Source organism: Pseudomonas sp. ICBG1301 (genome assembly GCF_016918385.1).
Classification (GTDB): Bacteria; Pseudomonadota; Gammaproteobacteria; order Pseudomonadales; family Pseudomonadaceae; genus Aquipseudomonas; species Aquipseudomonas palleroniana.
This window is the reverse complement of record NZ_JAEKGB010000018.1, coordinates 51,183-70,606: the sequence shown is the minus strand read 5'-3', so window position 1 is coordinate 70,606 and position 19,424 is coordinate 51,183. Positions and strand designations below refer to the sequence as shown.

General features: G+C 60.8%; 19 protein-coding genes and 2 pseudogenes. 8 read left to right on the top strand and 13 right to left on the bottom strand.

Translation table 11 applies throughout. The features are described 5' to 3' along the window. Positions 1-65: 65 nt before the first annotated feature. A complete protein-coding gene (locus JBE38_RS27350; RefSeq protein WP_090372100.1) occupies positions 66-815 on the bottom strand; it encodes a TerC family protein in 750 nt (249 codons plus the stop codon). Positions 816-846: 31 nt separating this feature from the next. Then, entirely contained in the window at positions 847-1,095 is a 249-nt protein-coding gene (locus JBE38_RS27345; RefSeq protein WP_198763218.1) for a hypothetical protein, read from the bottom strand. A gap of 135 nt (positions 1,096-1,230) precedes the next feature. Here JBE38_RS27345 and nhaR point away from each other — a divergent pair, with 135 nt between their 5' ends. Next, positions 1,231-2,133, top strand: a complete 903-nt coding sequence (nhaR, locus tag JBE38_RS27340; RefSeq protein ID WP_060752435.1) for a transcriptional activator NhaR — start codon at positions 1,231-1,233, stop codon at positions 2,131-2,133. Between the two features lie 4 nt (positions 2,134-2,137). Here nhaR and JBE38_RS27335 read toward each other — a convergent pair whose 3' ends face one another. Next, positions 2,138-3,295 (bottom strand): MFS transporter, encoded by a 1,158-nt coding sequence (locus tag JBE38_RS27335; protein WP_205345582.1) that lies wholly within the window; start codon positions 3,293-3,295, stop codon positions 2,138-2,140. A gap of 240 nt (positions 3,296-3,535) precedes the next feature. On the opposite strand from JBE38_RS27335, the gene sstT reads away from it, so the two are divergent. Then, positions 3,536-4,756: a serine/threonine transporter SstT gene (sstT, locus tag JBE38_RS27330; RefSeq protein WP_198763215.1), complete on the top strand. Its 1,221-nt coding sequence runs from the start codon at positions 3,536-3,538 to the stop codon at positions 4,754-4,756. 61 nt (positions 4,757-4,817) lie between these two features. Here sstT and JBE38_RS27325 read toward each other — a convergent pair whose 3' ends face one another. Continuing rightward, positions 4,818-5,327: a DUF1993 domain-containing protein gene (locus JBE38_RS27325; protein WP_126870879.1), complete on the bottom strand. Its 510-nt coding sequence runs from the start codon at positions 5,325-5,327 to the stop codon at positions 4,818-4,820. Positions 5,328-5,444: 117 nt separating this feature from the next. On the opposite strand from JBE38_RS27325, the gene JBE38_RS27320 reads away from it, so the two are divergent. After that, entirely contained in the window at positions 5,445-6,092 is a 648-nt protein-coding gene (locus tag JBE38_RS27320; protein WP_161550174.1) for a YceH family protein, read from the top strand. A gap of 117 nt (positions 6,093-6,209) precedes the next feature. Here JBE38_RS27320 and JBE38_RS27315 read toward each other — a convergent pair whose 3' ends face one another. Then, positions 6,210-7,028, bottom strand: a complete 819-nt coding sequence (locus JBE38_RS27315) for a shikimate 5-dehydrogenase (protein ID WP_198763214.1) — start codon at positions 7,026-7,028, stop codon at positions 6,210-6,212. A 156-nt stretch (positions 7,029-7,184) separates the two neighbouring features. Here JBE38_RS27315 and JBE38_RS27310 point away from each other — a divergent pair, with 156 nt between their 5' ends. The 3 genes from JBE38_RS27310 to JBE38_RS27300 all read left to right on the top strand — a co-directional run bounded on the left by JBE38_RS27310 (position 7,185) and on the right by JBE38_RS27300 (position 8,239). Further along, entirely contained in the window at positions 7,185-7,538 is a 354-nt protein-coding gene (locus tag JBE38_RS27310; protein WP_205345581.1) for a hypothetical protein, read from the top strand. Between the two features lie 232 nt (positions 7,539-7,770). Further along, complete coding sequence (locus tag JBE38_RS27305; RefSeq protein WP_205345580.1) at positions 7,771-7,965, top strand: hypothetical protein; 195 nt, start codon at positions 7,771-7,773, stop codon at positions 7,963-7,965. Between the two features lie 91 nt (positions 7,966-8,056). Then, positions 8,057-8,239, top strand: coding sequence for a hypothetical protein (locus JBE38_RS27300; protein ID WP_090372117.1), 183 nt, complete (start codon positions 8,057-8,059; stop codon positions 8,237-8,239). Positions 8,240-8,242: 3 nt separating this feature from the next. On the opposite strand, the gene JBE38_RS27295 is transcribed toward JBE38_RS27300, so the two are convergent. Together JBE38_RS27295 and JBE38_RS27290 are read right to left on the bottom strand one after the other, a co-directional pair. Continuing rightward, entirely contained in the window at positions 8,243-9,310 is a 1,068-nt protein-coding gene (locus JBE38_RS27295; RefSeq protein ID WP_090372119.1) for an AI-2E family transporter, read from the bottom strand. 81 nt (positions 9,311-9,391) lie between these two features. After that, a pseudogene (locus tag JBE38_RS27290) lies at positions 9,392-9,841 on the bottom strand (thioredoxin family protein); the annotation flags it as partial. Positions 9,842-10,106: 265 nt separating this feature from the next. Here JBE38_RS27290 and trhP point away from each other — a divergent pair. Next, positions 10,107-11,426, top strand: a complete 1,320-nt coding sequence (gene trhP / locus JBE38_RS27285) for a prephenate-dependent tRNA uridine(34) hydroxylase TrhP (protein ID WP_205345578.1) — start codon at positions 10,107-10,109, stop codon at positions 11,424-11,426. Here the strand turns inward: trhP and JBE38_RS28125 are convergent. From JBE38_RS28125 to JBE38_RS27275, 3 genes and pseudogenes are all read right to left on the bottom strand, one after another. Further along, on the bottom strand, positions 11,423-12,178 hold the full coding sequence (locus tag JBE38_RS28125; RefSeq protein ID WP_412458292.1) for a methyl-accepting chemotaxis protein: 756 nt from the start codon (positions 12,176-12,178) through the stop codon (positions 11,423-11,425). The two genes, trhP and JBE38_RS28125, sit on opposite strands and share 4 nt — an antisense overlap. Positions 12,179-12,280: 102 nt before the next feature. Next, a pseudogene (locus tag JBE38_RS28120) lies at positions 12,281-13,102 on the bottom strand (cache domain-containing protein); the annotation flags it as partial. Positions 13,103-13,174: 72 nt separating this feature from the next. Beyond that, positions 13,175-14,494, bottom strand: coding sequence for a Na+/H+ antiporter NhaC family protein (locus JBE38_RS27275; RefSeq protein ID WP_205345591.1), 1,320 nt, complete (start codon positions 14,492-14,494; stop codon positions 13,175-13,177). A gap of 314 nt (positions 14,495-14,808) precedes the next feature. Here JBE38_RS27275 and JBE38_RS27270 point away from each other — a divergent pair, with 314 nt between their 5' ends. Continuing rightward, positions 14,809-16,956, top strand: a complete 2,148-nt coding sequence (locus tag JBE38_RS27270; RefSeq protein ID WP_205345577.1) for a methyl-accepting chemotaxis protein — start codon at positions 14,809-14,811, stop codon at positions 16,954-16,956. 34 nt (positions 16,957-16,990) lie between these two features. On the opposite strand, the gene JBE38_RS27265 is transcribed toward JBE38_RS27270, so the two are convergent. Genes JBE38_RS27265 through JBE38_RS27255 form a run of 3 tightly spaced genes read right to left on the bottom strand, consistent with a single transcriptional unit; the run spans position 16,991 to position 19,298 of the window. Then, complete coding sequence (locus tag JBE38_RS27265; protein ID WP_161550180.1) at positions 16,991-18,310, bottom strand: sensor histidine kinase; 1,320 nt, start codon at positions 18,308-18,310, stop codon at positions 16,991-16,993. Beyond that, on the bottom strand, positions 18,307-18,975 hold the full coding sequence (locus JBE38_RS27260; protein ID WP_205345576.1) for a response regulator transcription factor: 669 nt from the start codon (positions 18,973-18,975) through the stop codon (positions 18,307-18,309). The genes JBE38_RS27265 and JBE38_RS27260 overlap by 4 nt, the downstream gene beginning before the upstream one ends. Further along, positions 18,975-19,298, bottom strand: a complete 324-nt coding sequence (locus tag JBE38_RS27255; RefSeq protein ID WP_060752418.1) for a PepSY domain-containing protein — start codon at positions 19,296-19,298, stop codon at positions 18,975-18,977. The genes JBE38_RS27260 and JBE38_RS27255 overlap by 1 nt, the downstream gene beginning before the upstream one ends. Positions 19,299-19,424 lie beyond the last annotated feature (126 nt).

Here is a 19,424-nt window from a genome sequence, read left to right as displayed (position 1 = left end):
AGTCTACCAGACAGCAAAAGGCCAACTGGGCTCACGGAGCGCAGTTGGCCTTTGCCTATCGAGCCTTACTGCTTGGCAGCCAGCAGGCGTTTGTGGCGATTGCGTCGCGCCATGTTCAACAGTTCGATCACCGCCGAGAACGCCATGGCCGCGTATACATAACCTTTTGGCACATGGGCGCCGAAGCCTTCGGCGATCAAGGTCATGCCGATCATGATGAGGAAGCCCAGGGCCAGCATCACCACCGTCGGGTTGTCGTTGATGAACTTGGCCAACGGCTCTGCCGCCACCAGCATCACGATCACCGAGACCACCACGGCAATGATCATGATCGGCAGATGCTCGGTCATGCCCACGGCGGTGATGATGCTGTCGATGGAAAAGACCAGGTCGAGCATCAGGATCTGGCCAATGGCCGCCGCAAAGCCGATGGACACGCCGTTACCGGCGCTGACCTTCTCTTCCGGCTCCGGGTCCATGCTGTGGTGGATTTCAGTGGTCGCCTTCCACACCAGGAACAGGCCACCGGCGATCAGGATCATGTCTTTCCACGAAAAGGCCTGGCCGAAGATTTCGATCACCGGCGCCGTCAACTGCACGATGAACGCGATGGTGCTCAACAGGCCCAGGCGCAGGATCAACGCCATGCTGATGCCGATACGACGTGCTTTCGCCCGGTGTTTCTCCGGCAATTTGTTGGTGAGGATCGAGATAAAGATCAGGTTATCGATGCCCAGCACGATTTCCATCACGATCAAGGTAGCCAAGGCCACCCAGGCGGTAGGGCTTGCAGCCAGTTGTAAAAGGTAATCCATAGGTCAGTCCTGACGTGGTGAGGCTCGGGAATTAGGTTTCTTTGCTATCGGACTCGGAAGCCTTTTCAGCGTCCTTGTCTTTCTTCTCAGGGCTGATCAAGCCCTGGGTTGCCTCACTCAGGGCCTGCTCGGCGGCCTTGTGAGTTTCATCGATGGCTTGCTTGGCCGACTCGGTAGCCTTGCCCATCACTTGCTGCGCACTCTTTTCCACTTGATCACAGCCAACCATTACCAATGAAAGCGCAAGCAACGAGGCCGCGCCCAGATAATTGAGTTTCATGATGTATTCCTCTCTTAGAACCAGAGGGACCAAATAGTGGCCCTGCGATAGCGAGGCATTCTATGCAGGCGAACAGTTCAGTAAAATTCGTATTTTTATGACATATACTTCGGATTTAACGAGCTGTAGCCCCCTATGCTCAATTACCGGCAATTGCATTATTTCTGGGTAGTGGCCAAGACCGGCAGCATTGTGCGCGCCTGTGAGCAGTTGAACCTCACACCCCAGACCATCAGCGGGCAAATCAGCCTGCTCGAGCAAACATTCGGTGTAGCGCTGTTTCAGCGCGTCGGGCGCCAGTTGGAGTTGACCGAAGCCGGGCGCCGGGCACTGCCGTACGCCGAACAGATGTTCCAGACCGGCAATGAACTGGAGGCGATGTTGCGCGCCCAACCGAATGAGCAGCAGATCCTGTTTCGTGTCGGCGTCGCGGATGTGGTGCCCAAATCGATCGTCTATCGGCTGATCGCGCCGACCATGGAGTTGAGCGAGCCGATTCGGATCACCTGCCGCGAGGATAAACTCGAACGCTTATTAGCTGACCTTGCGATCCAGCGCCTCGACCTGGTGATTTCCGACAGCCCGATGCCTACGCACCTGGATATCAAAGGCTACAGCCAGAAGTTGGGCGAGTGCGGCATCAGTTTTTTCGCCACCCAGGCATTAGCTGACGAATACGGTGGCGACTTCCCACAGTGCTTGCAGGGCGCACCGCTGTTGATTCCGGGAGCAGAAACCGTGGTGCGCAGCCGGTTGCAGCGCTGGTTTGCCGAGCAGCAGATCCAACCGAAGATCATCGGCGAGTTCGACGACAGCGCCTTGATGCAGGCGTTTGGCCAATCCGGCAGCGGGGTCTTCATCGCGCCAAGCGTGATCGCCGACGAGGTGGTGCGCCAGTACGGCGTGGCGCTGATCGGCCAGACCGTCGCGGTGACCGAGTCGTTTTACGCGATCTCGGTAGAACGCAAGGTCAAGCACCCCGGCATCGTGGCCATTACCGAAGGTGCTCGAAGGGAACTGTTTACCGCCCTGCCCTGAGGCGTCAGGCGCTGGCCGCGTGCGTTTGTCGGGCGCTCATCAGCCATAACGCCAGCAGGATCGACACCAGAATGAACCCAGACGCCGCAAAGCCCAGGCTGCCCAGGCCCAGGGTGTCGATCACATGCCCGCCAACCATCGCCCCTAGGCCGATCCCCAGGTTGGCCCCGGCGATATTCAACGACGCGGCAAACGCGGGAGCATGGGGCGCGGCCTTCATCAAGCGCACATGGCTGACCAGGAACATCGCCGCCTGGGTCACGCCCCACACCGCCATCGCCGCCGCCAGGCCGATCGTGGAGTGAATCGCCGGCACCAGCGCCACCATGCCCGCAATCATGAAACCGCAGAACACCATGGACGCAATCAACGGGTGCCGATCCACCGCACGCCCACCCAGGGAATTGCCGATCAAGCCGACCGCACCAAAGCCCATCAGGCACCAACCCACCAGCGTGCCGTCAAACCCGGCCAGGCGCTCAAGGATGTCCGCCAGATAGGTGTAGGCCGTGAACATGCCGCTGAACACCAGGATCGACAACAGGATATGGCCCTGCATCAGTGGGTTGCGCAGGATCTTGAACTGCGAGCGCAGCGTCACTTGATCGTTCTTCGGCGCGGTCACCGGCAAATAGAGAAACAGCAGCAGCGCCTTGGCCAACGCTACCACCGCCAGGATGGCAAACGCGGTGCGCCAGCCGAACATGTCCGAAATCAGCGTCCCCACGGGGATACCGAATACCGTGGCGCAGACGATACCGAAGCCGATTTTCTCGATCGCGCGTCCGGCGTATTCCGGGCCGACGATATCGACCGCGGTCTCACTGGCCAAGGCCCAGAACACCGGTAAACCCAGGGCAGGGATCAAGCGTGCCAGCGCCATCATCCAGATATTCGGCGCAAGGGCCGCCAAGGTATTGGCCACGCCGAACATGACCAGGATAGTGATAAACAGGCGCTTGCGTGGGAAGCGGGCGAAGTACGCCGTCAGAAACGGGCCAAAGGCTGCCACGGTAAAAGCGAACAGCGTCACCAGCAGGCCAGCCTGGGACACGCTGACGTTCAGGTCGCGGGCAATGGACGGCAACAAACCGACGATGACGAATTCTGTGGTCAGCACGGTAAAACCGGCAGCCGACAGCAGCAGGATGGGAAACAACATGAAAACTCCAGAAACAACGACATCAACGACAGCCCGAAGGGCTCGCTGACGGAGAGGAAAGATGAGAGGCAAGAATCTTAACAGAGTGTGTCCAGGTTTGGCGAAAGCCCTGAAGCGTGGGCGACGCGATGTCGCAGCGTCCGGGGTACCGATGACGACATGCTAGACTTCGCGCCCTCGCGTCCTACAGCCTTTTCTGCGTGCGCCGCTGTACCTTCAAAAAATTAGAGACAAGTGTTTATGACTGCTGCCCCTTCCCTTCTGCAACGACTAGCCCGCGTCAGCCTGGTCACGCAAATCCTCCTCGGCCTGATAGCCGGCATCCTCCTGGCACTCGTTGCGCCTGAGGCGGCCAAGGCCACCGGTTTTATCGGCAAGGTATTTGTCGCCGCGCTCAAAGGCGTAGCGCCGATCCTGGTGTTTGTATTGGTGATGGCGTCGATAGCCAATCATAAACAGGGCCAGCAAACCCATATCAAGCCGATCCTGTTCCTGTACCTGCTCGGCACCTTTGCCGCCGCCGTGGTGGCGGTGATCGGCAGCACGCTGTTCCCCTCGACGCTCGTACTGGCCACTCACGACGCCACGGTCAGCGCTCCGGGCGGAATCGGCGAAGTGTTGCAAAGCCTGCTGCTCAGCGTGGTGGATAACCCGATCAATGCCCTGGCGAACGCCAACTTTATCGGCATCCTGGCCTGGGCCATCGGCCTGGGGGTCGCCATTCGCCATGCCGGTGAGACGACCCGCACGGTAATCGACGATCTGTCCAACGGCGTGACATTGATGGTGCGCGTGGTGATTCGCTTCGCGCCTCTGGGCATCTTCGGTCTCGTGGCATCGACGCTGGCCACCTCGGGCTTCGGCGCCCTGCTCGGCTACGCCCATCTGCTTGGCGTACTGATCGGCTGCATGCTGTTCGTGGCATTGGTGATGAACCCGGCCATCGTGTACTGGAAACTGCGCCGTAATCCTTACCCGCTGGTGTTGATGTGCCTGCGCGAAAGTGGCATCACCGCCTTCTTCACCCGCAGCTCGGCAGCGAACATTCCGGTGAACCTGGCGTTGAGCAAGCGCCTGGGCCTGCATGAAGACACCTACTCGGTGTCGATTCCGCTGGGCGCCACCATCAATATGGCCGGTGCCGCGATCACCATCACGGTGTTGACCCTGGCAGCCGTACACACCCTCGGGATTTCGGTCGACCTGCCTACCGCCGTACTGCTCAGCGTAGTAGCAGCCGTTTGCGCCTGCGGAGCCTCGGGTGTGGCCGGTGGTTCGCTGTTGCTGATTCCCCTGGCGTGCAGCCTGTTCGGCATCCCCAGCGAGATCGCCATGCAGGTGGTTGCCGTCGGGTTCATCATCGGCGTCCTTCAGGACTCGGCGGAAACCGCGCTGAACTCGTCCACCGATGTGCTGTTTACCGCTGCGGCGTGCCTGGGCAAGGACGAGCAAGCGGCTTAAACGCCACGCAAAAAAAAGCCCGGGCCTGTTCGATCACGAACCGCGCGGGCTTTTTTTGAGCTTAGAAAGCGCCCATGTAGTCACGCTTGCCCACTTCCACACCGTTGTGGCGCAGCAAGGCGTAAGCGGTAGTGACGTGGAAGAAGAACTGCGGCAGGCCGTAGGTCAACAGGTAGGACTGGCCGCTGAAGCGCTTCTCTTTCGGCGTGCCTGGACGGGTGATGATCTCGATGCCTTCCTTGCCGTCGATCTGCTCGGACTTGAGGGTGTCGAGGAAGGCCAGCACCTTGGCGATCAGTGCTTGCAGGTCGGCGAAGGTGGTTTCTTGATCGTCATATTTGGGCACTTCGATCTCGGCCAGGCGGGCGGATACGCCTTTGGCGAAGTCGACGGCGATCTGTACCTGGCGCACCAGCTGGAACATGTCAGGGAACAGACGCGCTTGCAGCAAGGCATCGGGTTCGATGTTCTTGGCGGTAGCGTGGGCTTCGGCTTTGCTCAGCACATCGCTCAGGGCGTTGAGCATTTGCTTGAAGACAGGGACGGAAGCGGCGTACAGGGAAATAGTCATGACAGTCTCACGGTGATGGCAGGGTTTGGAACCAGCAGCGATTATAGACCTGCCCGCCGCTTGTCTTTTATTTTTTCCGGCATAGGCTAGTGGGCTCACTGCATAGGGAAACGCGCGATGACCGCCGAGCATGACACCCAGACCCCTGAGCCGCGCCTCAATAGCACGGAAATCCGCATCTTGGGCTGCCTGATCGAAAAACAGGCGACCAACCCGGAAACCTACCCCCTGACCCTCAACGCTCTGGTACTGGCCTGCAACCAGAAGACCAGCCGGGAGCCGGTGACCAACCTCAGCCAAGGCCAGGTCGGCCAGAGCCTGCGTGCACTGGAAGGCCAAGGTTATACCCGGCTGGTCATGGGCAGCCGCGCCGATCGCTGGGAACACCGGGTAGACAAGGCACTGGAGCTGGTGCCGGCCCAGGTGATCCTGATCGGGCTGCTGTTTTTGCGCGGGCCACAGACGGTCAATGAACTGCTGACCCGCAGCGGGCGCATGCACGATTTCGAAGATGCCGAGCAGGTCGTGCACCAGTTGGAACGTCTGATTGCACGCGGGCTGGCAGTGCTGGTGCCGCGCCAGGCGGGACAGCGGGAAGATCGCTACACCCATGCGCTGGGCGATCCGGCGGATATCGAGGCGATTATCGCAGCCCGAGGCAATCCGGTGGAGCGTGGCGCCGGGGTTGGCGTGGAGCGGATTGAAGAGCTGGAGGCGCGGATCGCAGCGCTGGAAGAACGACTGGCGCAGTTGGAACAGGCGTAACACCATTAAAATGTGGGAGCGGGCTTGCTCGCGAATGCAGTGTGTCAGTCACAGTTGAGTTAACTGAACCACCGCATTCGCGAGCAAGCCCGCTCCCACATTGGATTTTCGTGGGTTTCAGCCTCGGGCAAAGGCCACTGCCGCCTCAAATTGCGCCTGCGTCGGCCGCACGCCGGTATACAGCACGAACTGCTCCAGCGCTTGGATCGCGATCACTTCCAGCCCGGTGATCACCCGCTTGCCCTTGGCACGTCCACGCACGATCAGCGGCGTTTCGGCGGGGATCGCTACCACATCGAACACAGTTTCCGCAGCATCCACGGCGTCAGCCGCAAAGGCCAACTGATCGGCTTCGGCACCACCGGTCATGCCGATCGGCGTCACATTGACCAGCATCTGCGGGCGCAAGTCACCCAGCTCGGCCTGCCACGCATACCCGAGGTTTTGCGCCAGCGCGCGGCCTGCCGCTTCGTTGCGCGCCACAATCACGCCATTGGCATAGCCACCGTCACGCAGGGCACTGGCCACGGCCTTGGCCATGCCGCCGCTGCCGCGTAAAGCAAAGGTCGAGTCCTTGGGCACGGCATGCTTTTTCAGCAGTTGCTCGATGGCGATATAGTCGGTGTTGTAGGCTTTGAGACGGCCGTCGGTGTTGACGATGGTGTTCAGGGAGTCGATGGCCTGCACCGAATCGTCCAGCTCATCCACCAGGGCGATCGCGGCCTCCTTGAACGGCATGGAAACACCGCAACCGCGAATGCCCAGCGCCCGGATACCACCTATCGCGCCGGGCAAATCCTGGCTGCTGAACGCTTTATAGTAGAAATTCAACCCCAACTGTTCATACAGGTGGTTGTGGAACCGCAGGCCAAAATTCCCGGGACGCGCCGACAATGACATACACAGTTGGGTGTCTTTGTTGGGGTGCATCTGCATGGATAACTCCTTTGAGTAAGCAAATCGGTACAGACCTTACACAACCTTTACCTATCGGCCGTGCTGTTTTTCAGAAATACGTTGTCTTAAAAGTATCCCCGCGACAATCCTTGAGTCTATTGATTGCAGACCACAAGCGCAGGGGCTAACCGAGGAATGACCATGATTCGTAAAATCCCCAAAATCGCCTTGCTTGTCGGCGCACTCGCTATGGCAGGCCAAGCCTCCGCCCACGGTGGTGGTTGGGGTGGCCCGGCCGTTCTGGGTGCTTTGGTCGGCGCCGCTGTAGTGGGTTCGGTGGTTGCCAGCCAATCCCAGCCGGTCTACGTGCAGCAGCCGGTTTATGTCCAGCCGCAACCGGTGTATGCCGCTCCGCCGCCGGTCTACTACGCACCGCCACCACCGGTGTATGTGCAAGAACGGGTTTACTACCGCCCGGCGCCGGTCTACTACCGCCCTCCACGTGGCTACTACGGCCCGCCTCACGGTTATTACGGCCGCGGCTGGTAACTTGAACAGGTTCGTCTAAACAGGCCTCGCCCACACGCGGGGCCTTTTTTTGCCTTTGAAGTCTGGATTTATCTTGCCAAGGTCGCAGTGAGGACAATGCTCGGGGGCTCAATCCCACATCATGAGGGTTGAATGTCTTCTTGCTCGATCAAGGTCCGCCCTGTCATGTTTACGTCACGAAACGGACTCACTATCGACCTGTCCAGCCAAGAACAATTAAGGACGACTGACCATGCCCACACAAAACCCGCACCATACCGCCGGCCTCTGCACCTCCAGCAAGGTCTACAGCGCACTGACCGAACTCAAGCACCTGGAAGGCCACCGCACGGCGAAATTCCTGGCGTTGCTGGCGGAAAACCTGGTGCGCAAGGGCCTGCTCAATGAGCAGGAAGTGGTGCTAATGCTGGACCAGGTGGTGGATTGACGCCTGGCGTTGATGTCGACTATCGAGCCAGGTGATTTTTGCTGAGCACCCAGCCATCGTAAGGTGACCTCCATAGCGATTGGAGGTACTTATGCCCACTGTTCAAATCATGTCCGTCATTGGTAGCGCCGTTCCCACCCCACTACGGGAGCTGGGCCTGCTCGCCTGCTGGTACGTAGTCAGCGATGGCGAGCCCATCAGCGGCCCGCTCATGTCGTTATCCGATGCGCAAAAACAGCTGCAATGCGCATCCAATTTCAGGCTCAACGCCTGAAACCTACGGCAACGGCAGCTTGACCCGAGGCTTGGTTTCCACAAACAGTGCCCAACTGGACATGAACAACGCCGCCACCAACGGGCCGATCACGAACCCGTTCAGGCCGAATACCGACAGGCCGCCCAGGGTCGAGATCAGGATCAGGTAGTCAGGCATTTTCGTGTCCTTGCCCACCAGCACCGGGCGCAGCACATTGTCCACCATGCCGATGACCAGAACGCCGAACGCAGTCAGCACCACGCCCTGCCAGATCGAACCGCTCAACAGGAAGTAAGCGGCCACCGGGCCCCATACAATCCCCGCGCCCACCGCCGGTAGCAGGGAAAGAAACGCCATCAAGACCGCCCACAGCAACGCGCTGGGAATGTCCAGGAACCAGAAGATCAAACCGCCCAGTGCGCCTTGGGTCACGGCTACCAGCACGTTGCCCTTGACCGTGGCGCGCACCACCCGATTGAACTTGAGTTGCAGGCGACGTTTCTGGGGCTCCGCCAGGGGCACTGCCGTGCGGACTTTACGCACCAGTTCCGGGCCGTCGCGCAGCAGGAAAAACAGCAGATACAGCATGATGAAAAAGCTCACCAGGAAATCAAACGTCCCCTGACCAAAACTGAACGCCTGGGAGGCAAAAAACTGGCTACCCTGCATCGCGCTCTTGACGATTTTCTCGCGCAAACCTTCCAGGTTGCCCATGCCGAACCGATCCAGCAGGTGCTGGAAATACGGCGGCAGCACGTTCTTGAACTGCTCGATATACCCGGCGACGTCCAGCTTGCCGCTTTCGACGTTTTTGTAGAGCGTCGCCCCTTCCTGCACCAGCAATACGCTGGTGATGATGACCGGCAAAATGGCGATCACCAGGCACACCGCCAAGGTGGTCAGGGAGGTCAGGTTGCGGTTCCAGCCAAAGCGTTGCTGCAGGCGGCGCTGCATCGGGGCAAAGATGATGCCGAGGATGACCGCCCAGAACACTGCGCCGTAAAACGGCAGCAATATCCAGATAAAGGCGACGGTCACCAGGGCCAGCAACAACAACAGGGTTTTGAATTGCAGGTTGGTCGAGTTCATGTCCGGTCCATGTCGAAAAAGCAGTAGGCCTTCAGCGGCCCTTTTGCTTAGTCCGCAGGCGAACCCGGGAGTGCCATCCCGTCACTCGATAGCCTTGGCCTCACGCAAAAGCGCCTGGATCACTTGTTCCTGGGCCTCATAATCACCTTCGCCAAAGTGGCTATAGCGCACCTTCCCCTTGGCATCGATCAGGTAATGGGCCGGCCAGAACTGGTTATCGAAACTGCGCCAGATTGCATAGCTGTTATCCAGGGCTACCGGGTAGGTGATGCCCAGCTTGCGCACCTGGTCCCTGACGTTGCCGCTGACCTGCTCATAGGCATATTCCGGAGTGTGTACGCCAACAACCACCAAGCCATCGGGCTCGTAGCGTTTCGCCCACTCTTTTACGTACGGCAGCGCGCGCCGGCAGTTGATGCAGTCGTAAGTCCAGAAATCCACCAGCACGACTTTGCCCTTGAGCGCCTGCAGATCGAGCGGTGGGGAGTTGAGCCATTCGGCCGCCCCCGCCAGCGATGGCATGGCGCCTGGTGGGTCAGCGGGAGTTTCACGGCTGGCCATCACGCTGGAAATCAGCGCAAGCGTCAGCAGCAGGCCGGCGAGCATAAAGGTGATAGGTCGCATGTTCATTACCTGTTGAGTATTCAGAGCCTCCATTGAAACGCCCTGGAGTATCGCGCCTGTGTCGAACCCCCACTGCCGATACACAGCGATACAAAATCAGCAAAGGGCGACCTGGATCAATAAACCCCGGCCTCGGATCCTTTACCTTCGCGACCTTTTGCGACTTGAGCCCATGCCCCCTGTGATCGCCCCCGAACTGCTCGCCCCCGCCGGCACCCTGAAAAACATGCGTTATGCCTTCGCCTACGGTGCCGATGCGGTCTACGCCGGCCAGCCGCGCTACAGCCTGCGGGTGCGCAACAACGAGTTCGACCACGCCAACCTGGCGCTGGGCATTCAGGAAGCCCATGTGCTGGGCAAACGCTTCTACGTCGTGGTCAACATCGCGCCGCACAACGCCAAGCTGAAAACCTTCCTCAAAGACCTCGCACCAGTGATCGCCATGGGCCCGGATGCGCTGATCATGTCCGACCCAGGCTTGATCATGCTGGTGCGCCGCCACTTCCCGTCGATGCCGATTCATCTGTCGGTGCAGGCCAATACGGTGAACTGGGCCAGCGTCGAATTCTGGCAACAACAAGGCATCTGCCGCGTGATTCTGTCGCGGGAGTTGTCCCTGGAAGAGATAGGCGAAATCCGCCAGCAAGTGCCGGCCATGGAGCTGGAAGTGTTTGTGCACGGCGCCTTGTGCATGGCCTATTCCGGGCGCTGCCTGCTCTCGGGCTACATGAACAAGCGCGATGCCAACCAGGGCACCTGCACCAACGCCTGCCGCTGGAAGTACCAGGCCACCCCGGCGATGGAAAACGCCACGGGCGAGATCGTCCAGCAGTATCAGCCGGAGCCGACCCTGGGGATTGGCGCGCCGACCGACCAGGTCTTCCTGCTGCAAGAGGCCAACCGCCCCGATGAGCAGATGCCCGCCTTCGAAGACGAGCACGGCACGTACATCATGAACGCCAAGGACCTGCGCGCCGTGCAGCATGTGGAGCGCCTGACGCAGATGGGCGTGCACTCGCTGAAGATCGAAGGCCGCACCAAGTCCCACTTCTACTGCGCACGCACCACCCAGGTGTATCGCCAGGCCATCGATGATGCGGTGGCCGGGCGCGCCTTCGACCGCAACCTGATGACCGACCTCGAATCCCTGGCCCAGCGCGGTTACACCGAAGGCTTCCTGCGCCGCCATGTGCATGACGAATACCAGAACTACCAGAACGGCAGTTCAGTATCCGATCGCCAGCAGTTTGTCGGCGAACTGACCGGCGAGCGCCGTGGCGACTGGGCCGAGGTCAAGGTCAAGAATCGCTTTGCCGTGGGCGATCACCTGGAGTTGATGACCCCCGCCGGCAACTTCCACTTTGACCTGAGCACTTTGCACAATGCCAAAGGCGAAGCCCTTGAGGTGGCGCCGGGGGACGGGCACACGGTGTATGTGCCACTGCCGGCCGACATGGACTTGCGCTTTGGCTTGTTGATGCGCGATCTCTAGATCCTGAACTGCCCCACCAATTGCCCCAGGCGTTGCCCCAGGTCCGCCAGACTGCGCGAGGTCTGGGCGCCCTGCTGGGTTTCATCGGCCACAGTGTCCACCGCCACGGCAATCTGATGCACGCTGCGGTTGATTTCCTCGGCCACGGCGGTCTGCTCCTCGGCGGCGCTGGCGATCTGGGCGTTCATCGAATTGATGGTGCCGATCAGTTGCGCCATGGTGTCCAGTGAGGCTCCGGCTTCGTTGGCCTGGGCCGAGGTGCCGTCGCCCGCGTCGCTGGACCGGCGCATGGCGTCCACGGCGGCGACGGTGCCTTTTTGCAGGCGGTCGATCATGCCCTGGATTTCCTGAGTGCTGGTCTGGGTGCGGCTGGCCAGGGCACGCACTTCGTCGGCCACCACCGCAAACCCTCGCCCGGCCTCCCCGGCCCGCGCGGCTTCGATCGCCGCGTTGAGGGCCAGCAGGTTGGTTTGTTCGGCAATCGAGCGGATCACACTCAGCACACTCACAATCGACGACACATCCTGCTGCAGGCTGTCGAGGGACACGCCACTGCTGCGGATATCGTTCACCAGCGCGTGGATCTGCGCGATGCTGCCGTCGACCACACGCTTGGCCGCGTGCCCTTCGGCGTCGGTCTGTTGCGCAGCGACGGCAGCCCCTTGAGCACTGCGCGCAACTTCCTGGGCCGCAGAGGACATCTGGTTGATGGCAGTGGCGACCTGATCGGTCTCATGGCGTTGGCGCTCCATGGCCTGTTCGGAGCGCTGGGCTTGATCGGACACCTGGCTGACCAGGCCGGTCAGTTGGCTGGTCATTTCGGTGATCTGGCGCACCAGGCTGTGGATTTTGTCGACAAAACGATTGAACGCGACGGCAAGATCGCCCAACTCATCCTGACTGGTGATCGCCAGGCGGCGGGTCAAATCGCCTTCACCGGCGGCGATGTCGTCCAGGTTGGCTTTCATCAGGCCCAGCGGACGCAGGATGGTATTGGCCACTATCATGCCCACGGCGGCAATCACCAGCAGCACCACCACGGCCACACCGAGGATGCTCAGCAGCACGCCCTCCATGCGTTTCTCGACCTTGGCCTCGACCACTGCCACTTGGGCTTCAATGCCATCGAGGTTGACCGAGGTACCAATCACCATGTCCCATTTCGGCAAGTACTCGGTATAGCCGAGCTTGGGCACCAACTCGGTCTGGCCGGGCTGGGTCGAGCTGTATTGCAGGTAGTGGGTGCCGTCCTTGCCGACCTTGACCAGGTCGCGGTTGACGTAGACGCCGTTGGGGTCGCGGTTGTCCTTGAAGCTCTTGCCTACACCATCGGGGCTGTTGCCCTTGAACAGGCGGATGGTCTCGGAGTCGTAGCCGAAGAAGTAGCCATCCTTGCCGTAGCTGGTACTGGACAGCAGCTTGACCACCTCGGCCCGCGCCGCCGTGTCGCCGGGGGCGGCCGCGTCGTAGAGCGGCTTGATGGTGGTCATGGCCACTTCCACGTAACTGCGCAGCGTCGTCTTGGCGTCGTTGAGCAGGCGCTGGCGGGTTTCGTCCACCTCGTTGCGCGCCTGCCCCTGCAGGATCCACACCGTGGTCAGGCTGATGACCACGGCAAACAGCAATACCGGCACGACGGCCAGGGCCAGGACTTTGGCCTTCAAACTCAGACGCATGGCTTTTCTCTCTTATTCGTGGCGACTTGAGAAGTTAACGGCCAATTGTCCGATTTCTGTAGGACAACCCTGTCAGAGGGTCATCGCGGCAATCCAGCCAAACGCCAACAATGGAATATTGTAGTGCAGGAACGTGGGCACCACGGTGTCCCAGATATGGTGATGCTGGCCGTCAATGTTCAGGCCGGAGGTCGGGCCGAGGGTGGAGTCCGACGCCGGCGACCCGGCATCGCCCAAGGCCCCCGCCGTACCGACGATGCACACGATAGCCAACGGGCTGAAGCCCAGTTGCACGCACAGCGGCACGAAAATCGCGGCGAGGATCGGCACCGTGGAGAACGACGAACCGATCCCCATGGTCACCAGCAGGCCCACCAGCAACATCAGCAACGCGCCCACACCCCGGCTATGGCCGATGAACGCCGCCGACGCTTCCACCAGCGAGCGCACGTCGCCGGTGGCCTTGAGCACTTCGGCAAAACCCGACGAAGCGATCATGATGAAGCCAATCATCGCCATCATCTTCATGCCTTCGGTGAACAGGTCGTCGGTCTCGCGCCAGCGCACGATGCCGGACACCGAGAAGATCAGGAACCCGGCCAGGGCGCCGATGATCATCGAGTCCAGCCACAATTGGATGATGAATGCCGCAGCGATCGCCAGCCCGGCCACCAGCAGGGTCAACGGGTTGTATTGCACCGCCACTTGCTCGACCCGCTCGATTTTCTCCAGGTCATACACACGCTTTTTGCGGTAGCTGACGAACACCGCCACCAACAGGCCGACCACCATGCCCAGCGCCGGCAAGCCCATGGCGTGGGTAACGTTGACCTGACTGATGTCTACGCCGCTCTTGGCGACGTTGGCCAGCAGGATCTGGTTGAGGAAGATGTTGCCGAAGCCTACCGGCAGGAACATGTAGGGCGTGATCAGGCCGAAGGTCATCACGCAGGCGATCAGGCGGCGGTCCAGTTGCAATTTGGTCAGCACGTACAACAGCGGCGGGACCAACAGCGGGATAAAGGCAATATGAATGGGCAGGATGTTCTGCGAGGCAATCGCGACGCTCCACAGCAGGCCGATCAACAACCATTTGACGTGATTGCCGCCCGTCGCTTCCTGGCGATCCACCAGCAGCAACGCTTTGTCCGCCAGGGCGTGGGCCAGACCGGATTTGGCAATCGCCACAGCGAAAGCGCCGAGTAAAGCGTAAGACAAAGCCACGGTTGCACCACCGCCCAAACCACCGTTAAACGCTTTGAGCGTGGCCTCGATACCCAGGCCACCGGTCAAGCCGCCCACCAGCGCACCAACAATAATGGCGATGACCACATGCACGCGGGACAGGCTGAGCACCAGCATGGTGCCGACCGCGGCGATTACTGCGTTAATCATGGTTACCTCAAGACAGAAAACAAAAGAACAGGCATACGTCGCCCAGGCGGCCATGGAACAGGGTGGCCGGCGTGCAGGCTGAGGAGGTCTTATTAGAGGGCGGGCACTTTGCAGCAGGTGGGCGGGCATGTCAAAAAACCCGGGCAAGTCCTAATGCCAGTCAGTTAAAAGAACCTGCCGCGACCAAACGCTGTGTTCTACATCCACCATTTAACTGACTGGCATTACGGCAAGCCCGGGCCCCGCAAATAAAGAAATCAGACGTGCCGCCGATAACGGGTCTCTATGTGTTTTCAGGTAAGGATGTCCCGATGTCGCTCAGACAGCTCTCCATTCAATGGAAAATCACCCTGCTCGCCGGCCTTTGCCTGCTGGGGATCGTGACCCTTCTGGTGGGTTTGTCGCTGTATCGCATGGCGCAGAGTTCCGAGCAGGTCAAAGCGTCCAGCATGCAGATGCTTGATGCAGCCGCCCAGACGCGCATCGAAGCGCAGGGTGAAGGGCAGGCATTGGGCATTCGCCAGCAGTTCATGGACGCCTACCAGTACGGCCATGGCTTTTCCCGCCAAGTGCTGTTTCTGCGCGAACAGGCTGAAAAGCGCTTTCTCGATGCCTTCGACACCCGCGAAGACCTGACTCGCCAGGTCAAGGCCGCGTTGCAGGCCAACCCGGACCTGCTCGGTTTGTCCCTGGTGTTCGAAGCGAATGCGCTGGACGGCAAGGACGAGTTGTTCGCCAATCAGAAAGAACTGGGCAGCAACGAAAAAGGCCGCTTTGCCCTGTACTGGTCGCAACCCACGCCGGGCAAACTGACCTCGATGGCACTGCCCGAAAGCGACATGGCCGACACCAGCGTCGGCCCCAGTGGCGAAAAAGCCAACGCCTGGTTCACCTGCCCACGCACAACCCTCAAACCCTGCGTGATCGAACCGTATTTTTATGTGATCGACGGGCAGAACGTGCTGATGACCAGTATCGTGTTCCCTTTGATCGTCAACGGCAAAGTCATCGCCTCGCTGTCGGTGGACATCAACCTCAACAGCTTGCAGGCCGTCAGCCAACAGGCGAGCCAGAAGCTGTATGACGGCCAGACCCAGGTCAGCATCCTCAGCCCGACCGGCTTGCTCGCCGGCTACAGCCCGGACGCGAGCAAACTCAGCCAGCGCCTGGACCAGGTCGACACTGCCAGCGGCGCGCAGTTGATCAGCGCCCTCGCCGGCAGCACGCAAACCCGCAGCCTGCGCACCGGCCAGCAACTCAAGGTATTGGCGCCGTTTACACCGATCCCGGGGGGCAAGCCTTGGGGCGTGTTGCTCGACGTGCCGGAGAAAGTCTTGGTCGCGCCTGCCGAAGCCCTGAAAGCGCAACTGGATGCCGACAATGCCAAGGGCACCCTGCTGGAACTGAGCCTGGGCCTGTTGGCTGCGGTGGTGGGCCTGGCGCTGGTGTGGCTGATGGCGCGCAGCGTGACCCGTCCGATTCTCGGCGTGGCGCACATGCTCGAAGACATCGCCAGTGGCGAAGGCGACCTGACCCGCCGCCTGGCCTACGACAAAAAAGATGAGCTGGGCCAACTGGCCGGCTGGTTCAACCGCTTCCTCGACAAGCTGCAGCCGATCATTGCCGAAGTGAAACGCTCAGTGCAGGACGCTCGTGGCACCGCCGACCAATCCGCCGCGATCGCCACTGAAACCAGCGCCGGCATGGAACAGCAATACCGCCAGGTGGATCAGGTCGCCACCGCCTCCCATGAAATGAGCGCCACCGCCCAGGATGTCGCCCGCAGCGCGGCCCAAGCCGCCCAGGCCGCACGCGATGCCGACCAGGCTACGCGTGAAGGCTTGACGGTGATCGACCGTACCACCAGCAACATCGGTGCGCTGGCCGCCGACATGAGCACCGCCATGGCCCAAGTCGAGGGCCTGGCAGCCAACAGCGAACAAATCGGTTCGGTGCTGGAAGTGATCCGTGGCATCGCCGAGCAGACCAACCTGCTGGCACTCAACGCCGCCATCGAAGCGGCCCGGGCCGGTGAAGCTGGGCGTGGATTTGCCGTGGTTGCCGACGAGGTGCGTAACCTGGCGCGACGTACCCAGGAGTCGGTGGAAGAAACCCGCCTGGTGATCGAGCAATTGCAAAGCGGCACCACCGAGGTGGTCGGCGCCATGGGCAATAGCCATCGCCAGGCTCAGGGCAGTGTCGAACAGGTCGGCCAGGCGGTGACTGCCTTGCGCCAGATTGGTGACGCAGTCACCGTAATCAGCGACATGAACCTGCAAATCGCCAGCGCTGCCGAGGAACAAAGCGCGGTGGCTGAAGAGATCAACAGTAATGTGGCGACGATTCGGGATGTGACCGAGTCGTTGTCGGAGCAGGCCAATGAGTCGGCGCGGGTCAGCCAGGCGTTGAACAGCCTGGCGAATCAGCAGCAGGGGCTGATGGATCAATTCAGGGTCTGAACACCGCAGAAGATTCAATATGGAGGGCGCTGTGTCAGCTCTGGCGTTTGGGGAGTTCGACCAGCACCTTCAGGCCTCCCAGCCGGCTCTCCTGCAACTGCAAGACCCCGCCCCACACCTCGACGATATCGCGCACGATCCCCAACCCAAGGCCATGGCCGTCGATCTGCTCATCCAGGCGCGTGCCGCGGCTGAGCACCTTGTCGCGGTCGGTCTCGGGAATACCGGGGCCGTCGTCTTCCACGGCCAACCGATAGGTCTGCGTCGTTTCGCCGATGCTCAGGCAGACTTCGGCGTCTGCCCATTTACAGGCGTTGTCCAACAGGTTGCCGAGCAGTTCCAGCAGGTCTTCGCGGTCCCAGGGTAATTGCAGCCCGGGCGACACCTGATAGCTCAAGTCCAGATGTTCACCGTGGATCATGTTGAGCGTGGCCAACAGGCTGGGCAGTTCTTTTTCACAGTCAAACAATGCGCCGGGCAGGGTTTCACCGGCCAGGCGTGCGCGGTTGAGTTCACGATTGAGGCGTTGCTGCACTTGCTCAAGCTGCTCACGCAACAACTTGCTCAGGTGCGGATGGTCCTTGAGCGGCTCGCTGGACGCTGCGCTCAATAACACGGCCAGCGGGGTCTTCAAGGCATGACCGAGGTTGCCCAGGGCGTTGCGTGAACGCTTGAGGCTGTCTTCAGTGTGGGCCAGCAGGTGGTTGATCTGCGCCACCAGCGGCTCCAGCTCCAGCGGCACCTGGGTATCGAGCTGCGAGCGTTGGCCTTGTTGTAACTGGGCGATCTGTTCGCGGGCGGTCTCCAACGGGCGCAACGCACGACGTACGGTCACCCGTTGCAGGATCAACACCAGCAACAACGCCGCCAACCCCAGCACCAGACCGATTTGCCGCATCAGGCGAAAGCTTTCCCGCACAGGTGTGTAGTCCTGGGCCACGCTGATGGAAATCGACTGCCCAAAACGTTTGTAGTCCGAACGCAATACCAGCAGTTGCTGGCCCTCCGGCCCCAATTGCAGGTTGCCTTTGAGACCGGTCTGCGGCAGGCGCGGCAGCTCCTGGTCCCACAGCGAGCGGGAACGCCAGTGAACATCGGCAAAATCAATCCGAAAGTAATGCCCGGAAAACGGTCGCTGATAAGCCGGTGACAAACGGTGCTCATCGAGTTGCACGCCATCGGCCCCCCGCACCAGCGCAACCAGCAGGTTCTCGCTATCGTTGCGCAGCCCAGCCTCCAGGTAGCGTTGCAACCCGGCTTCGAACAACCACAGGCTGGTCTGCGCCAGCACCACGCCGACGACCACCATCACACTGACCAGGCCCAGGCTCAGGCGCCGCTGAATGGACTTCATGCAGGGCTGGCGCCAAACCGGTAACCCTGGCCGCGCCGGGTTTCGATCACACTGCGGCCCAACTTGCGGCGCAGATGGTTGACGTGGACTTCCAGCACATTGGAATCGCGCTCGCTCTCGCCGTCGTATAAATGTTCAGCCAAGTGGCTTTTCGACAGGATCTGCTGGGGGTGCAGCATGAAGTAGCGCAGCAGGCGAAACTCGGCGGAGGTCAGCTGGATCTCATCACCATCGCGCAGCACACACTGGCGCCCCTCATCCAGGTGCAGACCGGCGGCCTGCAAGGTCGGCTGGTTGGCCTGGCCGTGGGAACGGCGCAACAGCGACTGAATGCGCAGGAACAACTCTTCAGGATGAAAGGGTTTGGCAAGGTAATCATCCGCGCCGGCCTTGAGCCCTTCGATACGCTCGGCCCAGGAATCGCGGGCGGTCAGAATCAGCACCGGCGTGACCAATGACGCCGCACGCCATTGCGCCAGGACTTCAAGCCCGGGCAGGCCGGGTAAGCCAAGATCCAGAATGATCAGGTCATAGGGCTCGCTGCTGCCCTGATAGGCTGCATCACGGCCATCGGCCAGCCAGTCGACGGCGTAGCCCTGGCGTTGCAGGCCGGCCAGCAGCTCATCGGCGAGGGGAACGTTGTCTTCCACCAGAAGCAGGCGCATCAGTCGTCTTCCTTATCTTTGAGCAGCGCGCCGGTGCTCGCGTCGAGCTCGATTTCGCGCACCACTCCCTCCACCGTCAACAACTCGATTTCGTAGATATAGGGCACCGGGCGGTCCTTGTGCTCCTCAAGCTCGGCATCGAGCAACTTGGCACCGGGGTAGCGTTCCAGCGCCGGGCCCAGCAAGTGCTCCAGAGGGGCGATGACGCCCTTCTGACGCAGACGCAAGGCTTCGTCCGGGCCGAGGTCGTGGGCCGTCAGGTGGGAGCTGGTCAATAGCAACACCAATGCCATTGGACCGCCCCCCCGTAGATTTACCTTCATTGCGTATCCTGCTGTTCCTTGAGGTCACCACGTTAACCGTCGCAACTTAACTGAAACTGAATTGCCACCATGGCAATTTTCATCGATCAGCGGCCCCATCGCCAGGCCAGATTTCCTATACTGCCC